Origin of the sequence: Herpetosiphon giganteus (genome assembly GCF_016907925.1) — a bacterium.
In the GTDB taxonomy this organism is placed as follows: Bacteria; Chloroflexota; Chloroflexia; order Chloroflexales; family Herpetosiphonaceae; genus Herpetosiphon; species Herpetosiphon giganteus.
Genome location: NZ_JAFBCZ010000025.1, coordinates 19,964 through 37,321 on the forward strand (window position 1 = coordinate 19,964; position 17,358 = coordinate 37,321).

Genomic DNA, 17,358 nt, shown 5'->3' on the forward strand with positions numbered 1-17,358 from the left:
GATACTAGCAGAATGGTTATTTGGGTGCAATACTCCAATCACCATCAGCTTGCACTTCGTAGAAACAAGGGCCTTTGCTGAATCGTGCTACTGCTTCACTCTGTACAGGGCCAATCTCGTTTTGAACAAGATCCCGCCCACCAGCACAGTAGACCCAAACAATAAAGTTACTGTTGCCATTGTGGCTAAATCGATAGGGGATATTACCGATTTTAGCCGGCTCAAAAAGATCGCTGACCGTATCTCCTCGTCCTTCGATTCCACTAGTGGCAATCCCTTGATTGTAGCCGAGCGGCTCGAGACGTAACGACCATGTTCCATCAGCATCTATTTCAAAAAAGGTTTCTTTCTTGCCAGTAACGAAGCGACTGCCGTTATATCCGCCAATTTCATTGACAATCAGATCACGATCCGAGCCTTGATAGGCCCACACAATAAAGTTACTGCGGCCATCATGGGTAAAGGTGGCGCGTGCATAACCAAACGGAATCATAAGAGGATCGGTCACTTTTGGCCCAATCCCGCTCAGCATGATTGGTTGCGGTGGAGGAGTATTTTCCCGCACTTCTTTCCCGAGTAATCCAAGAAGCACTTTGTATTGATCGGGATTGTTAGGATGCCATTCAAAGCGTGCACGTTCAAACCATTGGGTTATCACGGTATCGCCATTGGCATTGGTTTCCATGGTGGCACTGGTTAATGGAAGTCCAAAGAGTTGCAACGAACGAGCATAGGCATCTAAACCGGGGATTTTTAGCCCGTTTGATTGCCAGTAACTTTTGAAGCCGAGTCCTTGAGCTTGATCACAGACATTGTGTCCAGTATCTTCGAACCAGAGACAGCCTGCAATCGCCCCAGCCTCGCGTGGTTCTACGCCGCGATTAAGTTGAGCAAGACGATTTTTTCCTAATAATCCCAAGAGAATTTCGTAGGGTGTGCCTGCATTCTCTGGATGAATTTCAAACCGATTGCGTTCCAGCCACTGGGTTTTATAGGTTTGCCCAGTATCACTATTCGCTTCATCGGTAGCAGCATTAATAGGATACCCAAAGACCGGCAATCCTCCATTACTTTCCCAATAGTCACTAAAAGGATCTTCGAGACAGAAACCTGTTTCGTTAAAACAAAGATTGTGGGCCGCAGCGATGCTGGGCATCCCTGCTATCACGAGCACCCCCAGCATAAGCATAGAAAACCAACGACGCATCACAAAACTCCTAATACAAAAGAATCCTCATTGTATTTAGATGCAATCGATTGCGAGATTTTGCATGGAATAAAGGAATATTTGAAGATTTAGTCTCAGATAGCTGGTGAGGGTGAGTGCTTATGAAATACTTACATGCGCTAGATAGAACTAATACAAGACAGCCCAGCCTGATCAGTTAATTCTGTACTGTTATAGATTTAGCCGCAGATGCTGGCCAGCTGGAGCAAAAGCAACAACGATTATTCGCGCTATGTTATCGCTATATTGTTGCTTTGTTGTTGATGATAAATGATGCTACGCGCTTTCGACAATATACCAGCATCATGTGTTGTTGATCCGGCAGCCGCCGCAGCGAGCAACAATAAACTAACAACGTTTGTTGTCGTTTCATAAACATTTCGCTCATCAATCCTCTTTAACCAGTGTTATCAATCGTTATCAATCGTTATCAATTGATAACACCCCCTGTGCATTACAGTGTTATCAATCGTTATCAATTGTAAATCCCAGCGCTATAGCCTGTTTACAATTGATAATAGCATCTTTGACTAACCCTTTTGGGTTAATACTGGCAAAATTATACCGTGTTTGGATTAATTATTTGGGGTATTACTTTCGTGAATGAATATATTCAAAGCAATTATTTCACTCTTGAAAGGCACTACCGTTTCACATGCCTGTAAAAATTACTAAATTTTACTTTCATTTAATGAGGTTTATAAGAATATCGTTAATATCCGCACAAGAAAATGTATTTGTGCGTGATTCATGCCACTTTGATTCTTGCAAAAATAAAACGTTTCATTCATAATTTTTACTATTGCATCGACAGTATTTGCTCACTTCCTCGTTGTCGATGCACGCTCATTCACCCCAGTTAGAGGGACAACACCATGTCGTGTGACCATCTTCTCCGCTCAGGGATTTTTGGAGGGCTTGATATACTTTTCAATGCCCGCCGCGTAACCGCTGGTTCAATGCATCATGCCACGCCTGCTGATGCTGATGCCCAGGTTGATCATGTTCGTGTCGGTGTAGAACTGTTGGAGCAGTATTCGGCAGCGCACAACAATAAGACCGCTGTGCTTGACTGGATAGAAAGTGTTGACATTGATCGGCAGCTTGTTGACGAGAGTCAATCAGTGGGGGAGCGACCAGTGGTTGATGATCAAAACAAAGCGGGTCGGGGACAACCCGCTTGTCAGGATGGCGATCAGGCGTTCGTCGACGTTTCGACTTTCCAGCGCAAATGAGACAAGATAGCGGCACGATCATCGGGCGAGAGTTGACCCAATAAGTTCAGAAACATGCGTACCTCGGGGACGGCAGTGATGAGGGCTTGGATGGTGGCATCCTCATCGCTGGGGTGAGCGTCCACAGGAATGCCACAGGCTTCAACAAGCTGGCGGATGGGCAGGTTGAGGCTAATAGACAAGGCATTCAAGGTACGAAGATCGGGCATGACATCGGGCTTATTGATGAGATTGGAGAGGGTTGAAACGGCAATGCCAGAGCGTGTGGCAAGTTCCCGCAACGACCAGTTGCGGGAAGCCAGTTCTTGCGACAGGAGACTGGATAACCCAAGCATGAAACACCTCTCAAGGGAATAGTAATAGGACGGAATTCAGGGATTGACAGATGTTCGATTTAGTGTACAATCCGACACATAATACACGAGGTTGAGGAAACAATCAACCGGAGCAGGAACTCCACATAGGTGGAGCTACTTTAGGATAAAGTGTTCGATTTACAGAACAGTTCAAAAAATAATTATAAGTTTACTACATAGTTTCTATTTGGGGAGTGGTATTTTATGGATTTTGCTAAGTTTGACCGAGTGATTAGGATGCCTGGTGTTCTTGATCGAGTAATTTCATGTATGCAATTACAGAGCGTCGAAAATCGTCATTCGAAAGGGTTAAGTCTAGAAACATCTCACGAAGCTCCGGCACAGCCCCAGCGATTGCAGCAATCTGCCGTTGAACATCATCAGGATTTCCAACGGAACCCACATCGTATCCACAAGCCTCAATCAATCTCCCCAGAGGAAGATTTAATGCACTAGAAAGTGCGGCAAGAGTTTTTAAGTCAGGTGTGTGATTCGGTGTATTCATTATTTTGGATAATGTGGATGGTGCTAGATCGGCCAATGATGCAAGATCTCTTAGCCCCAATTTCCGCTTATCCATTTCATGCTTAAGAAAAATAGGTAGACCCGACATGAGGAACCTCTTATTGCTACGAAAGCGAGTATAGATCAGTATATAAGATAATTCAAGAAAAGTTCTTGACTTTTTGTTTCCTAAAGTGTACAATTCGCGTTAGTAAACGAAAGTGAGGTATTTATGAGTCGATTCAATCAAACACACCGTCCACCTCGAAAAAAATCAGCTACTTATATGTTGTCTAATGAAGTTATTCAATTCATTAGATTACTAGCTGAAACTAGTGATAAATCTGCCTCGGCTACTGCCGAAGATTTATTTAGAACTCACCCTCTTTTTTTATCTCAATCTGTTCACTTTGAGAAACAAAATATTTTAGAGAACAATCATCAAACTATCTAAATTAATGACCTAAGGAGCCAACCATGCAAACGATTGATACTATTCACATTCGTCGGTCATCAATGCACGCCTTCGCCCCATCCTATCCTGTCCAAACGCAGGCTTTTCCACTATCCGCTGCGCCCATTAGTCCTCTAAAGCCAAAAGCCAAAACCAAGAAGAACCGCAAAGCCAAAAAGCCGCAATGTACGTGCCCAAGTTGCCAGCTTGGCAGCGAAACAGGTGCGTTCTACTGCCTCAACTTAAGCGAGTGGGGCGTGTATTCCAGCGGCCAATTGTTGGGCTATCGCTCAACCTATAACGAGGCCGATTCGCTCATGCGTGAGCATCTCTACACCCAACTGACAAAAATCGCTGCCTGATTGTTGGAAGGCTCATGCGGCTGCATGCCTGAAATACAGCGCTGCAAGCGTAAGCGGCAGGCCTGAGCAGCCCTGAACCTGCTCACCACACGCACCTTAATAGCTGAATACGCAGTCGTGACACATCGTGCGCACCCAGCGCAGGATCGCAGCATTCCCAACGGTACAAGGCTATGGGCGATGAGCCCACCTCGGCATAACCGCCGCACCGTTGCCAATGTTGCACCACGATCAACGGGCAGGAAATCACGTAGGCCTGCCCAAAGCACACTATCAAAATCTTACTACAGAGGTTCGTTTTCGTCTCTCAGTTTATTGATGAGGTTGTGATGATTGAACTGCTGATTTGCACCCTTGGCTGTGCCATTAGCTTGGCCACCGAACACCTTGCGTTGTGGGATAACCCATGGCGCTTGAAACCGCCTGTGACCTATGCCATCGGCATGTTGACCATCATTGTTTGGTTCAGCATCTTCTGTTTTCTTGTTAGTCCACTCTATGTGTTTTTTGGAGTGGCGCTGCTGCTGTTATCCGGTGGATCGGGGATCGTAGTAATTCTTGGCTATTGGCTGCGCAAGGTATTTACCGCCAAAGATCAGGCCGCGTTTACCGCTGGGCAGCTTAGTCGGTCTGTTCCATCACCGATCACACAGGATTGGATTGATGGCAGCGACCGATAAAAACAAGCGTTGGGCCGAAATAACCGATGCGCTGGCCCTGCGCGGGAACGCTGACGATGCGTTCGTTGAAATCGCGCAGCGTTCCCGCGAACCAACAATTTTGCAGTTTGTTCAAAAAGGGCGTGAAGAGTTGGCCAAGCAACGCCAACGCCTGATCGCCCTGCGTGATACAGCCAAAGAGGAAACTAAAGAGTGAACTACCACATTGTAATGAACTATGGAATGGTAGAAACGCCACTCCAAATCGGTCAGTTGGATCAGGATGAGGCATTGATTATTCAGCGCCAACTTACCACCGTTGCTCGATCAGTGTTCGCTGATCTTGGTGTTATTGGCTTGGATTGTTTGCCAACGTACTATGTCGAGGAGCACGCCAATGACAGCTTGGATTTACACCATTGATGGTGAATTTCAAGATCTCGGGGCGGCAATTGAAGCCTACCGAGAGCGGCAACGCAAGGCCGATGAAGCTGAGCGCCGTGCGGCGTTCCGTGCAGCTCAATCCGATCCTGAGGTTCAGGCGTGGATTGAAATTGCCGAGCGCGAAGAAGCACTTCGCACAAACGCACGGACACAACGTCCAAACAAAAAGCCCATGGCATAGGCCAATGGGCTTTCATGTACGGTTCACCAGCACCGATTCATGGTCTAGATGAATTGGTGCTTTTGTTTGGAGTTAGCAACCCCAGTATACCATGGAGGCTTTGAATGTTTCAACGTGCGACCAAATTCCGCAGCAAACTGCGGTTAGCTCTGCTCGGCGTTGCGGGGAGTGGCAAAACCTACACCGCGCTCAATATTGCCAAACACTTAGGCAGCAATATCGCAGTGATTGATACCGAGCATGGCAGTGCCAGCAAATACGCCGATGATGTGGCGAGTTTCGATGTCGTCGAACTGACCTCATTTCACCCAAAACGATATATCGAAGCCATCAATGCCGCCAATTGGGTTAAATATGATGTCTTGATTATTGATAGTCTCTCGCATGCCTGGAATGGCAAAGATGGCATTTTGGAGCAGGTTGATCAGGTTGGGAAACGTGGTGCCAACAAATTTACTGCGTGGGCTGATGCGACCCCGATCCATCAACAATTGATCGATGCCATTCTTGGTTGCCGGATGCATGTGATTTGTACCATGCGGCTCAAAACCGAGTATGTCGTCGAACAAAATGAGCGCGGCAAACAAGCACCACGGAAAGTTGGGTTGGCTCCGGTGCAGCGCGACGGTTTGGAATATGAGTTTGATGTGGTGGCCGATCTGGATGTGCACAATACGCTGATGGTCAGTAAAACGCGCTGCCCAGCCTTGCACGGTGTGAGTATCCCCCGCGCCGGAGCCGAGATTGCCACCACCCTCCTCGAATGGCTCGATCAAGGCATTGATAAACAAGCGCTCAACGAACCTGATCCTGCCTCGATCGACCCCTTCAATGATCCATCACCCTATCCCTACAAAATCGAACGGGTACAAGCCTGTCGTGGTTGTCGGGCATCGGTGATCTGGATTGACAATCTGCCCTACAACGCCGATGCAAATGGTCAACGCACGGAGCATCTTCATTGGGAACCCTGCCCAAAAGCCCATCTCTTTCGCAAAACCAAGCGCCTTACCGCTGCCCAACAGGCCGAACGGGATTCGGTGTTTGATAACTAACTGGTCGTTTCGCTGAGCGCCTTGCGGGGCGCTCGTCTGTTTAAAGGTGTGCTATGACAACCGGAAATGCATGGGTTGATGCGATTGGCCAATTGCCAATTGAAGGCAATATTGTGCCGCCAGCGTGGTTTCAACATATTACATTCGAGAATGGAAAGCCCCATGCCTGTGCGGTGATCTTGCTTTCCGATATTGTTTATTGGTATCGTCCCACGATTCTGCGCAACGAAACCACGGGCCATGTCACAGGCAGTCGCAAAAAATTTCGCGCGGATATGCTCCAGCGCAGCTACGACAACTTTGCTGACCAATATGGGTTTACCAAAGCCCAAGTCAAAGCTGGCATTAACGCCTTGGTCGAAAAGGGGTTAATTGTGCGCGAATTTCGCTCGGAAACCGTGAACGGGCAGCGCCTAACCAATCTGCTCTATGTTGCTCCGATTGCCCATGCCATTGCCACGATTAGCACACCCCTCTGTGATTCTAATGCTATACCTCCCTCAACAGAATCGCATACCTCTCCCAATAGAATGACAGAGGTGGGTGATTCTAATGGCACACCTCCCCCAACAGAATCGCAGACAAATACAACAACTACACAGAGACTTCCCAAAGACTTCCCAACAACATCAACTCCCGTATCGCATGATGCACATGATGATGGTGTTGTCGTCGAGAAACCATCACGCCGATCACAAGTTGCGACCGAGACCTATCTTCTGCTTCGAAACCATAATCCGCCCATTGGCGCTGCTCGCGAATTTGCCCATGAGGATTATGCCCAAGTCAAGGCCTATTTAGCCCATGCCGATGCCGCAGGCTATCACCCTGCGCAGATCGTCGAGAATTTGCGCGCTGGCTTACATCGCCAGCCTGCTGCCCAACCCGCAGCTGCCGAGCCAACCCAGCCTGATGAGCCATTGGCTAAATGGCCCACTTGGTTACCTGCCGATCATGGCTTGCCGCCCGAGATGGCCCCGTGGATGAAAGAGGCTGTATGGGTTGATGAACGCGGCGAAATTGAAATCCCCAAACATAATGATCGCTTTCGGCGGCGGTTCAGCTACTGGCTGACCCCGCTCGAATGCATGTTGCGAGGACTCTATGCAACGACTTGATACGATTATTCAATCGTCCGTAACTCCGGCTCCCGAGATCATGCCGCCAACAGTGCCGTGGACACCAAACGACACCTGTCTGTGTTGTAAAGGGGCTGGCTATTTTGTCTACGATGTACCGATCGAGCACCCCTTGTTTGGCAAATTGCAATCGTGCGGCTGTCTCCAACAACGCCAAGTTGATCGGCGGCGCGGCGAGCTGCACGCCAAAAGCGGCCTTGCGCCGTTTCAGGGCAAAACCTTCGCGACCTTCGATAGCCATGTTGCTGGCGTTGAACTGGCGGTTGGGGCCGCCCAAGCCTTTGCGGCCAACCCCGATGGTTTTTTAACGTTGGTTGGCAATCCAGGCTGTGGCAAAACCCACTTGGCCCAAGCGATTGGCAACGAGCTACAAACGCGTGGCTACGAAGTTGTCTGGTCAACCGCGCCCGATGCCTTGCGCTTACTTCGTTCGACTTTTGATCAAACCAGTGCCAAGCCCAAGAATAGCTTCGATGAACAATTCGAACTCTTCCGCAAAGCCCCAATTCTGCTGCTCGATGATCTTGGGGCCGAGAATGCTACTGACTGGGGCAAAGAAACGTTGTTCCAGTTGCTCAACGAGCGCTACGAATATCAACGCCCAACCGTGATCACCAGCAACCTGCATCCCAATACCCCAGATGCGCATCGGCGTTTTGGGATGCGCTTATGTAGCCGCTTGCTCGATGCGGTGCAGGGTCATTTGGTGGTGTTGAGTGCTGCTGATTATCGGCAACGTGATCCGATGGATCGACTGGGGGCAGCCTAATGCGTCGCAAACCTGTTAGTTTTACCGCCGCGCGGCTGGTGTGGGCCGCAGTGAGTCGTCGACCACAAGCGACCGTGCGCGATCTTGCCACTGAAGTCAAACTTGGGTATAGCACCGTTGCCCAAGCGCTGTTGGTGCTGCGCGATGCTGGCTATATCGAGTTTACCCCGCAGCGCTGTGGCTGCCGCAAAATCATCATTCCCTTGTTGGCTACCGCATGCGTACATTGATCAATCTGGTTGGTACACGGCTCGAGATTCAGGCGCAGCTGCACAATGGGAATCATGATGCAGCCCGCAACCTGATCACCAATCGCATGATTTCACCGTGGTTGTTGGCCAAGTGACTGACTCCAGCCGAGCAGGCACTCCTGACTGATCAATCATCACCGCTTATGAACCATTCTGTTTCAGCAGAGTTACCCTATCAAGGAACCCAATTGATGCTCGCGATCAGGTGATCGTGTGGCCCTAGCGAGGTGTTGTATGGATACACATCCTGACGAGATTGATTTGACGGCTGATCCGGCATTCGTTGCTTGGCTCCACGCTGGAGTAGAATGGATTACCGCCAATACATGTCCTCAGTGTTCGTCACGCACCTTGCGCCAACGAGGAGAGCAAATCGAATGCTGTACCTGTTTGCACCAGTGGACGGTCACTGGATAGTTAAGAAGGATCGACTCATGGATTTTCGTAGCTATTATCAAGCCGCCAAGCGCACCATGAATAGCACGCTCAGTCGCGAGATGCAACTGTGTACGGCAGCGCTCGGCATCTGCGGCGAAGTAGGTGAAGCGATTGCGGCTATTAATAGCAGTATCGATGCGCCTAATCGGACGGTGATCAATGAGCTTGGTGATGTGTGCTGGTATATCACGTGGTGCATGGATTTATTTGCAATCGATATGCTGCATGCGCTTGTACCAATTCCGCAAGAGGATGTGGAGGTGTATGGGTTGGCGGCCCAGCTCGCTGATATCGTCAAGAAAATCGCCTGTCACCAGCACCCCATCACTGCTACCCACAAATCCACAATTGTCGATATTCTGAGCCGCTTGCACGCATGGATTGGTGAAGCTGCCACGTGGGAGCAGGCCAGTATTTATGATGTGTACACGGCCAACATCGACAAACTGAACCAGCGGTTTTCAACTGACCAAGGCTTTAACAGTGCAGAAAGTATCAGCCGCGTTGATACGGTCGCGATCGAGAGGCTGACCTCGTGAGTGTCCAAGTGCAAATTCAACCCACACTGCCCACCGAGGCAGTTTTTTTTATTGAAATTGAGCCAGCCGACCCTGGCACCGACCATAGCTTGATCCATACGTTGATCGATATTCTTGCGAACTTGTGTACTATAGAGGACACAGGAGGAAAGCAGCATGCGAATAGCGATCTATCGGCGTATTAGCACGGAGGAACAATCGGATTTTTCGCTCTCGGCCCAAGAAGCGAAATGTTTAGTCTACATCGACGAGCAACAGTGGACGCATGTCAAAACCTACACCGATGAAGGGGTGAGTGGTGCGAAGGAATCACGGCCCGCGCTTGACCAGCTTCGCCACGATGCCAAACTCAAGCGCTTTGATGTGATTCTCGTCCACGACCTGAGTCGTTTGGCCCGTGGGATGCGAATTCAAGAAAACATCTTGCATGAATTTATGAATCTCCGCGTGCGCTTGATTGCCTTGAAAGATGGCTTTGATAGCGCCAATCCCCAATCGATGCTCATGGCGCAGTTCATGGGTATTATCAATCAACAATATCGGGACAACCTACGCTGGCATACCCAGAAGGGCTTGCAAGAAAAAGCCGCCCGTGGGCACTGGGTTGGCACGGTTCCATGGGGCTATCGGGCACTCGATAAAAACACCATCGCCCCTGATGACAACGCCCAATATATTCGCCAAATTTTCACCTTGTATGCGACTGGTCAATATTCGCTCAGCGCCCTCGCCGATCACATCAATGAACTCCAAACTCGCCATTGCACCCGTGATTTTATTCGGGCAGTGCTGAGCAGTCGCGCCTATTTGGGCTATGTGCATTGTGGAAAGGAGTATCAAGGCAATCACGAGCCACTGGTGACCGAGGATGTGTGGCAAGCATGCCAAGCAATTCGCAATGAGCGCAGCGGTGAACGTCGGATCATGCAGAAGCCCAAGGCCACCATTAAAGGCTTAATCATGTCGATTATCTCTTGCGAGCGCTGCGGAGCCGCGATGTGGCAGCACGTGAATAGTAATATGGGCAAAGCAACGCCCATTTATTACTACCGCTGTAGTGGCAATAGCCGTCGCACCTGTAATGCCCCACTTTCGCGCATGACCAAAGTCGATCAAATGGTATTGGATATGCTTGCCAGTTTCATGCTCGACGACAACCAAATTCAACGAGTTATGGAAGGCTTGCGCCAGCGCCATCCCACGCCGCAGCCAGCAATTGATCACGCGAATATTCAAGCGCGGATTGATCGACTTACGCTGGCATGGTCGCATGGCAATTTGTCTGATGCGGTCTATAACCGGGAAGTGGCCAAGCTCAAAGCACGCTTCGACGAGCAGCCAAAACAACCGCAGCAAATCGATATTGCGAAAGCAGCAGCGTATTTGCGCAATGTTCCCATGTTGTTGAATGCAGTTGGATTACAAGAGCAACGAAGAATTGTGCAGGAATTACTAGTGAAAGTGGTGGTTCGTGAGGGATTAGTGGTTCGTATAAAGCCAACAGCGGCGTTTGCGCCGCTGTTTCCCCAACAATTTGATGTTGTATTTGGAGCGGGAGACGAGACTCGAACTCGCAACCATCTGCTTGGAAGGCAGATGCGCTACCATTGCGCTACTCCCGCATCGGTTGTGCTAGCGCCAATAATGCCCGAAGTTAGCGAATTTGTCAAGTCTGACGAATGCTAAAGTCTGATTGGAGTAGCCCTTCAGGTTTAATGAAGGGCTAGTTGCTTGGGGTTATTCTGGCACGTTAAAATCAAAATTGGCTTGATATTCTTTGCCCGCAAATTCGGCAAAGACGCTGACTGACCACGCCCCGCTCATGGTGTAGATGCCTTGGGCGCGATAATTGCCGTTGCCCTCGCCTTTGGCTAGCGGTTTGTTCTGGCCCATCGGCATCGACGGCATATCAATATCCAAATAGACATCAGCATTATCAACGGGCTGGCCATCTTGGCTGACATTAATTACCCAAGTTTGGTCTGTATTTGGCTTTAGCGGGCTTTCCGACGTGAGTTTGAGCGTCACGCCATCAACGGTTTTTTCGACCGGAGCCGGTACTTGCGCCCCATCATTGCCGCCACATGCAACCAAACTCGTCAATACCAATAAGCAGATTAAAAGTTGTTTTAACACAAGATACTCCTCAAAAATAGCATTATTCAGCAATTTAATTGGTATGCGCTTATTTTGGTGGCGGTGCAAGCGGTGGCTGTGAGGCTTGGCTTTGCCAGATCAGCGGGGCAGGCGAATATTTGCGCCAATGCCAGCTTAACATCACAATCAATCCAGCATGACCAAGCAGCTTAAATAGCCCTTGGTTGGCTGGATTCGGGTTTGAATTCGGAGCATGGGTGTGAAGCAAATTGGCTGGTGGCTGGGATTCGGCGATCAAACAGATAAATATGCCCGCATCGAGCGGCTGATTTGCAGCACTCAATTCGTTTGAGCGATCGCAATGCCACAAGCAACTCAGCGGGTTTAGCCAGCCAAGCATGAGGATGCAGAGTAACCCCAGCCAACGCTGCTGGCTGCTTGAAACGCTTGAGTGCTCGATTAAACGTAACGTCGCCGTTTGCATGCCAATCCATAAATTCGATAATCACTCAGGTTATCGTATCACAGATTTTAGGGGCTTAAATGCTTCATTGCCCACAGTTAAATTAACTATGAGCAATGAAGTGGTGAATGATCAATTAGCCGCGTGGCTCAACGCCATCGGCCAAGCGCAAGCCAAGCTCGCGCAATTGCTTGCTATCGACCGACGATGGTGCGTTCATCATCAGGTCTTCGGCGCGTTGGGTTTTGGGGAAGGCAATCACGTCGCGAATGTTGTCGGTATCGGCCAGCAACATCACTAAGCGATCGATGCCTGGAGCCATGCCGCCGTGGGGTGGCGCGCCATATTCGAAGGCTTCCAACATATGCCCGAAGCGTTTTTGAATTTCTTCTGGGCTGTAGGGCAAGCGATCGAAAATGTATTGTTGAATGCTGCGATCATGAATCCGAATTGAGCCTGATGCCAACTCGTAGCCATTGCAGACCAAATCGTAGGAAGCGGCGCGCACGCCTTCGAACTCGCCGCGCTGCATTTTCTCCACATCAGCAGGGTTAACCATACAGAAGGGGTGGTGAGCAGCATCCCATTCGCCGCTCTCGGCGTTGTATTCAAACATTGGGAAGTCGATGACCCATGCAAAATGCATCAGATCTTTGTCGGCGAGATCAAGCCGTTTGGCCATTTCGCGCCGCACTTTATCCAACGAGGCGGCGACAACTGCTGGTTTATCGGCAACATACACGATTAAATCGCCTGCTTCTGCTGCGGTCGCAGTTTTCAGTTGCTCAAGTTGGGCTGGCTCGAAGAATTTAGCAATTGGCGAGCGCACGCTGCCATCAGCTTCGATTGCCATCCAGGCCATGCCTTTGGCTCCGCCAATTTTGGCAACTTCTTGCAAATCGTCAATTTGCTTGCGCGAATAGCTGCCACAGCCAGGCAAGCGAATCGCCTGCACCTTGCCACCGCTGCTGAGTGCGCCAGTAAACACGCCAAATTGGCTATCTTTGACGATTTCGCCAACATTGACAAACTTCAAATCGTAGCGCAAATCGGGCTTGTCTGAGCCATAATATTCAATCGCATCGGCGTAGGTCAAGCGTGGGAAGGGCGAAACCAGCCGTTTGTGTGGCGTAACATTGGCAACCAATTCGGTCATCAAGCGCTCAACCACATCGAGCACATCATCTTGCTCAACAAAGCTCATTTCAATGTCGAGTTGGGTGAATTCTGGCTGACGGTCGGCGCGTAAATCTTCATCGCGCATACAACGCGCAATTTGAAAATACTTGTCGATGCCCGAAACCATCAGCAGTTGTTTGAGCTGCTGTGGCGATTGGGGCAAAGCGTAAAATTCGCCTGGGTGCAAGCGGCTTGGCACGAGATAGTCGCGTGCGCCTTCGGGCGTGCTTTTCATCAAAATTGGGGTTTCAATTTCCCAAAAACCCTCACGATCCATCCAATCGCGCATAAATTTGATGGTGCGATGGCGCAAGCCAAGGATATGCTGCTGGCGTTCGCGGCGCAATTCGATATAGCGATATTTCAAACGCAGCGCTTCATCTTCGCCGCCATCACGATTGACCAAGATCGGAGGAGTTTTGGCAGTGTTGAGGATTTTGGCGCTTTGAACTTCGATTTCAATTGCGCCAGTATCCAAATTGGCATTCTCTGCCCCAGCAAGCCGTGATCGAACGCGGCCAGTTACTTGAATCACATACTCGTTTTTGATGCTATCAAGCACAGCGCGCGCTTCAGGATTCGACGACGGATCGACAATCACTTGCGTCAAGCCATAGCGATCGCGCAAATCGATAAACAGCACCGTGCCATGGTCACGGCGGCGATGAACCCAACCAGCTAACGTCACGGTTTGGTCGATGTGGTCGCGGCGCAACTCGCCGCAAGTGTGAGTTCGGAGCATACGACTGCTCTCCTCGCGTTTGGATAATAACAAAGCCAAAGCCACGCCAAGAAGCGGCACGTCGGTGTGCAACCAGCGTTGAGATCGCGGCTAGAGCCGTTGGGCGACAACACAATGTTGCGTATTTTAACACAAGGATGTGCTTGTGTCGCATCTGGCTTTTATGCTATCCTTCAGCAACCATCAATCGCAGTCCTTCAGCTGCAACATTTTAATAATTACCACGTACAGAAGCTACACTCGGATGTGGAGAAAACGCTCATGAAGGTATGGACAACGTGGTACAACCTACCATTTTTGATTAGTCTTGGTCTTGGTTTGGTTTTTGCGGTTTTGCAAATCGTTGGTGGCTTCGGCGATCACGATAGCGATGCCGATCTTGATAGTGATGGCCACGGTATGTTTGATGCCGCCCTCGATACACTCGGGGTTGGCAAAGTGCCCCTCATGTTTATCCTCGTCAGTTTCTTATCGCTCTTTGGCTTAATTGGGTTGTTGCTGAATGCCGTAGCAGTGCAAGTTGGCAGCGGCTACCAGAGCTGGTTTTTTGGCTTGATTTTGCTATTGAGCTTGCTGCTGGCCTTTTTTGGTACCAGCCGCACCAGCCGAATCTTCGCAAAATTGGCTCCCGAAAGTACCAACGCGATTGGCTTTGAACAATTGGTTGGGCGGGTTGGCCGCGTGAGTAGCCCAACGATTAGTATGACCTACGGTCGGGTTGAAGTACGCGATCCGCATGGCTTATTACACACGGTGTTTGCCCAATTAGCCACTGGCGAGCCATTACCAATCAATACCGAGGTCGCCTTGGTTGAATACGATAGTACGAAACGCTGTTTTATTGCCAAACAATTTCGCCATTAGGTCGTGTTTATGAAATGTAAGGAAGCATTGAATGTGATATTTGCTTGAAAAAGAAGGCTTATTTTACGAGGGAACGTCTCTAGGGTGGCTATTTGAGTATGTATATGGACCATCCCTGGTTATAAAGGAGTAATCGCTAATGGAACAAATTGCAATCTTGGTTGGGGTAGCAATCCTGGTCGTCATTCTGTTGATAGTCGTGTTTTTTGCGTTGGTTAATCACTTTTATGTCAAAGCTCCCGCTGATCGTACCTACGTGCGAACTGGCGGCAGCAAACCAAAAGTGGTTTTCAACGGCGGTAGCTGGGTTATTCCAGCTTTCCACGAAATTACGTGGGTCGATTTGCGCACGATGGATATTGATGTTGAGCGTACTGAGGCCAATGCCTTGCTCACGATCGACCCGCAATATGCCGATATTCGGGCGATTTTCTTTATCAAAGTTAATCCAATTGCCGAAGATATTGAGCGCGCCGCTCGTACCATTGGCGGTAAAGAAGTCAATACTGATAGTGTTAAACGCTTGGTTGAAAGCAAATTGGAAGGTGCGTTGCGTGACGTAGCCGCAACCTTCACCTTGATGTCGTTGCACCAAGAACGCGAAAAATTTGTTGAACGAGTGCAAAATTTGGTTCGTAGTGATTTAGCTGAAAATGGTTTGGTATTGGAAGCTGTTTCGATTACTGCATTGAAGAGTGCCCGCCAAGGCAGTTTTGGCACCGATGATGTGTTCGGCGCACAAGTGGCCCGCGCCAATGCAGAAGTTATTCAGCAAGCGCTCAAACAACGCAACGAAATTGATCAATTGACCCAAACCGAAATTGCCAAGCGCAATGCAACCGCCGAGCAAGAGCGCAACACGATTGAGCGCCAAAAACAGCTTGAAATTGCCCGCCGTAATGCCAGCACCTCGCAGGAGCAAAATGATATTGAACGCTCAAGCGAATTGGAAATTACCCGCCGTAATGCTGATGTTGACCAAGAAAAATTGAATTTAGAGCGGAATCTCTCGCAAGCGCGTGCCACCCAACAACGTGAAATTTTGATTCGCGAATCAGAAGAGCGCACTGCTGCCGAGCGCGTTGCCTACGAACAACAACAATCTGCTGAATTAAGTCGGGTTGAAAAAGAACGCACCATCGCCGAAGCAGAAAAGCTCAAAGAACAAGCGGTGATGTTGGCTGAACAACGCAAACAACAAGCGATTCAGTTGGCCGAACAAGAACGCCAGCGCGAAGTCCAGCGCAGCCAAGTTTTGCGTGAACAAGCTGTTCAAGTGGCCGACCGCGAACGCCAAGTTGCATTGGCCCAAGAGCAAGCCAAGCTGGAACAGGCTGAAAAAGATCGGTTGGCAATTGCTGCTGAGCGTGAAGCTGCCGAACAAGGCGTGGTCACGGTGCAAGAACGCGCTGCCGCTGAACGCGAAGCGCAAATTCAAATTATCAATGCTGAACGTGATGCCAAGCGCGAAATTATCAATCGCAAAAATGAAGTCGAGCTTGAAACCTTCCGCCAAATTAAGCAGGCCGAAGCCGATGCTGAAGCCTTGAACAAGAAGGCAACCGCTGAAGCAACTGCTGCGATTAAGATGGCCGAAGCCCGTCGTACCGAAGCCCAAGCAATGTCTGATGCGGAAATTCTGCGCGCTGAAGCCAATAAATCAACGGTTGCTTCGCAAGGTTTGGCTGAAGCTGAAGTGATCAAGGCCAAAGCTGAAGCCTCACGGATTGAAGCTGATGCGATTCGCGAACGTGGTTTGGCCGAAGCTGAAGCTGCGCGGGCCAAAGCGCTGGCCGAAGCCGAAGGTCAAAAAGCCTTGGCCGAAGCCTTGGCTGCTCACGCTGGGGTAGCCCAAGAGCTGGAACTGGAACGGATTCGCATGCACGCCCAAGTTGAAATTGGCGTGGCGCAAGCTAAAGCCATGGGCGAAGCAATGGCCGCGATGGACTTCAAGCTTTATGGTACGCCAGAAACGGCCCAACAAATCCTGCGCATGATCGGCTTGGCCGACGGGGTTGGCAGCTTGATCAACACCGCACCAGCGCCGTTGAAAGAGCTTGGCAATCGTTTGATCAGCCGCGTATTGCCAACTAATGGCAATGGCGATGCTGAAAAGCCCGCCAGCAATTCCAATGGCATGAATTTGGCCTCGGCGCAGCCCGTGTTGCGCGAAGCAGCTTTGATTGCCAGCCAATACTTGAGCGCCGAAGAATTGCAAAGCCTAACGGTTGGCGCAGCTCTCGAACAAGTGTTGAGTGTCGCTAGCGCAGACCAACAGCCAGTGTTGCATAAAGTGCAGGGAATGCTGCAATTGATGCCACAATTGGCCGAACAACCACTGAGCAGCGTGCTGATGTTGGTCCAAAATAGCTAAACTAGTGGTCGCTGGCTGCTCGTAC

General features: G+C 49.8%; 22 protein-coding genes, 1 tRNA gene and 1 pseudogene. 16 read left to right on the forward strand and 8 right to left on the reverse strand.

Annotated features, from left to right (window positions below):
- Positions 1 to 16 precede the first annotated feature (16 nt).
- A complete protein-coding gene (locus tag JOD20_RS26505) occupies positions 17 to 1,207 on the reverse strand; it encodes a hypothetical protein (RefSeq protein WP_239583957.1) in 1,191 nt (396 codons plus the stop codon).
- An 896-nt stretch (positions 1,208 to 2,103) separates the two neighbouring features.
- Here JOD20_RS26505 and JOD20_RS19490 point away from each other — a divergent pair.
- Positions 2,104 to 2,463 (forward strand): hypothetical protein, encoded by a 360-nt coding sequence (locus JOD20_RS19490; RefSeq protein ID WP_204756876.1) that lies wholly within the window; start codon positions 2,104 to 2,106, stop codon positions 2,461 to 2,463.
- On the opposite strand, the gene JOD20_RS19495 is transcribed toward JOD20_RS19490, so the two are convergent.
- Positions 2,424 to 2,798 carry a helix-turn-helix domain-containing protein gene (locus JOD20_RS19495; RefSeq protein ID WP_204756877.1) on the reverse strand — a complete coding sequence of 125 codons (375 nt, stop codon included), beginning with the start codon at positions 2,796 to 2,798 and terminating at the stop codon, positions 2,424 to 2,426. The two genes, JOD20_RS19490 and JOD20_RS19495, sit on opposite strands and share 40 nt — an antisense overlap.
- 253 nt (positions 2,799 to 3,051) lie before the next feature.
- A complete protein-coding gene (locus JOD20_RS19500; RefSeq protein ID WP_204756878.1) occupies positions 3,052 to 3,432 on the reverse strand; it encodes a helix-turn-helix domain-containing protein in 381 nt (126 codons plus the stop codon).
- 123 nt (positions 3,433 to 3,555) lie between these two features.
- Between JOD20_RS19500 and JOD20_RS19505 the strand changes: the two genes are divergently transcribed.
- The 13 genes and pseudogenes from JOD20_RS19505 to JOD20_RS27025 form a co-directional block, all read left to right on the forward strand.
- Positions 3,556 to 3,777, forward strand: coding sequence for a hypothetical protein (locus JOD20_RS19505; RefSeq protein WP_204756879.1), 222 nt, complete (start codon positions 3,556 to 3,558; stop codon positions 3,775 to 3,777).
- Between the two features lie 23 nt (positions 3,778 to 3,800).
- Positions 3,801 to 4,139 carry a hypothetical protein gene (locus JOD20_RS19510; protein WP_204756880.1) on the forward strand — a complete coding sequence of 113 codons (339 nt, stop codon included), beginning with the start codon at positions 3,801 to 3,803 and terminating at the stop codon, positions 4,137 to 4,139.
- A gap of 329 nt (positions 4,140 to 4,468) precedes the next feature.
- The gene (locus tag JOD20_RS19515; RefSeq protein WP_204756881.1) at positions 4,469 to 4,819 is read left to right on the forward strand and encodes a hypothetical protein; all 351 of its coding nucleotides are present in this window, start codon (positions 4,469 to 4,471) and stop codon (positions 4,817 to 4,819) included.
- The gene (locus tag JOD20_RS19520; protein ID WP_204756882.1) at positions 4,803 to 5,015 is read left to right on the forward strand and encodes a hypothetical protein; all 213 of its coding nucleotides are present in this window, start codon (positions 4,803 to 4,805) and stop codon (positions 5,013 to 5,015) included. Before JOD20_RS19515 ends, JOD20_RS19520 begins: the two co-directional genes overlap by 17 nt.
- A complete protein-coding gene (locus JOD20_RS19525; protein WP_204756883.1) occupies positions 5,012 to 5,221 on the forward strand; it encodes a hypothetical protein in 210 nt (69 codons plus the stop codon). The genes JOD20_RS19520 and JOD20_RS19525 overlap by 4 nt, the downstream gene beginning before the upstream one ends.
- Entirely contained in the window at positions 5,196 to 5,423 is a 228-nt protein-coding gene (locus JOD20_RS19530; protein ID WP_204756884.1) for a hypothetical protein, read from the forward strand. Before JOD20_RS19525 ends, JOD20_RS19530 begins: the two co-directional genes overlap by 26 nt.
- Before the next feature lie 104 nt (positions 5,424 to 5,527).
- Entirely contained in the window at positions 5,528 to 6,478 is a 951-nt protein-coding gene (locus JOD20_RS19535) for an ATP-binding protein (protein ID WP_204756885.1), read from the forward strand.
- A 53-nt stretch (positions 6,479 to 6,531) separates the two neighbouring features.
- Positions 6,532 to 7,596, forward strand: coding sequence for a hypothetical protein (locus JOD20_RS19540; protein ID WP_204756886.1), 1,065 nt, complete (start codon positions 6,532 to 6,534; stop codon positions 7,594 to 7,596).
- Positions 7,583 to 8,386, forward strand: coding sequence for an ATP-binding protein (locus JOD20_RS19545; protein WP_204756887.1), 804 nt, complete (start codon positions 7,583 to 7,585; stop codon positions 8,384 to 8,386). The genes JOD20_RS19540 and JOD20_RS19545 overlap by 14 nt, the downstream gene beginning before the upstream one ends.
- Positions 8,386 to 8,616 (forward strand): helix-turn-helix domain-containing protein, encoded by a 231-nt coding sequence (locus JOD20_RS19550; RefSeq protein ID WP_204756888.1) that lies wholly within the window; start codon positions 8,386 to 8,388, stop codon positions 8,614 to 8,616. The genes JOD20_RS19545 and JOD20_RS19550 overlap by 1 nt, the downstream gene beginning before the upstream one ends.
- Before the next feature lie 255 nt (positions 8,617 to 8,871).
- Positions 8,872 to 9,054 carry a hypothetical protein gene (locus tag JOD20_RS19555; protein ID WP_204756889.1) on the forward strand — a complete coding sequence of 61 codons (183 nt, stop codon included), beginning with the start codon at positions 8,872 to 8,874 and terminating at the stop codon, positions 9,052 to 9,054.
- A 17-nt stretch (positions 9,055 to 9,071) separates the two neighbouring features.
- A complete protein-coding gene (locus JOD20_RS19560; RefSeq protein WP_204756890.1) occupies positions 9,072 to 9,614 on the forward strand; it encodes a nucleoside triphosphate pyrophosphohydrolase family protein in 543 nt (180 codons plus the stop codon).
- 156 nt (positions 9,615 to 9,770) lie between these two features.
- A pseudogene (locus JOD20_RS27025) lies at positions 9,771 to 10,688 on the forward strand (recombinase family protein); the annotation flags it as partial.
- On the opposite strand, the gene JOD20_RS26510 reads toward JOD20_RS27025, so the two are convergent.
- From JOD20_RS26510 to aspS, 5 genes are all read right to left on the reverse strand, one after another.
- The gene (locus JOD20_RS26510) at positions 10,569 to 10,970 is read right to left on the reverse strand and encodes a hypothetical protein (RefSeq protein WP_239583958.1); all 402 of its coding nucleotides are present in this window, start codon (positions 10,968 to 10,970) and stop codon (positions 10,569 to 10,571) included. The pseudogene JOD20_RS27025 and the gene JOD20_RS26510 sit on opposite strands and share 120 nt — an antisense overlap.
- 191 nt (positions 10,971 to 11,161) lie before the next feature.
- Positions 11,162 to 11,236 (reverse strand) — tRNA-Gly (locus JOD20_RS19580).
- Between the two features lie 115 nt (positions 11,237 to 11,351).
- Positions 11,352 to 11,750 (reverse strand): FixH family protein, encoded by a 399-nt coding sequence (locus JOD20_RS19585; RefSeq protein ID WP_204756892.1) that lies wholly within the window; start codon positions 11,748 to 11,750, stop codon positions 11,352 to 11,354.
- A gap of 49 nt (positions 11,751 to 11,799) precedes the next feature.
- Positions 11,800 to 12,195 (reverse strand): hypothetical protein, encoded by a 396-nt coding sequence (locus JOD20_RS19590; RefSeq protein WP_204756893.1) that lies wholly within the window; start codon positions 12,193 to 12,195, stop codon positions 11,800 to 11,802.
- A gap of 115 nt (positions 12,196 to 12,310) precedes the next feature.
- Positions 12,311 to 14,095 (reverse strand): aspartate--tRNA ligase, encoded by a 1,785-nt coding sequence (gene aspS, locus JOD20_RS19595; RefSeq protein WP_204756894.1) that lies wholly within the window; start codon positions 14,093 to 14,095, stop codon positions 12,311 to 12,313.
- Positions 14,096 to 14,356: 261 nt separating this feature from the next.
- Between aspS and JOD20_RS19600 the strand changes: the two genes are divergently transcribed.
- On the forward strand, positions 14,357 to 14,959 hold the full coding sequence (locus JOD20_RS19600; RefSeq protein ID WP_204756895.1) for an OB-fold-containig protein: 603 nt from the start codon (positions 14,357 to 14,359) through the stop codon (positions 14,957 to 14,959).
- A 139-nt stretch (positions 14,960 to 15,098) separates the two neighbouring features.
- Entirely contained in the window at positions 15,099 to 17,333 is a 2,235-nt protein-coding gene (locus JOD20_RS19605; RefSeq protein WP_204756896.1) for an SPFH domain-containing protein, read from the forward strand.
- The last annotated feature ends 25 nt before the right edge of the window (positions 17,334 to 17,358 follow it).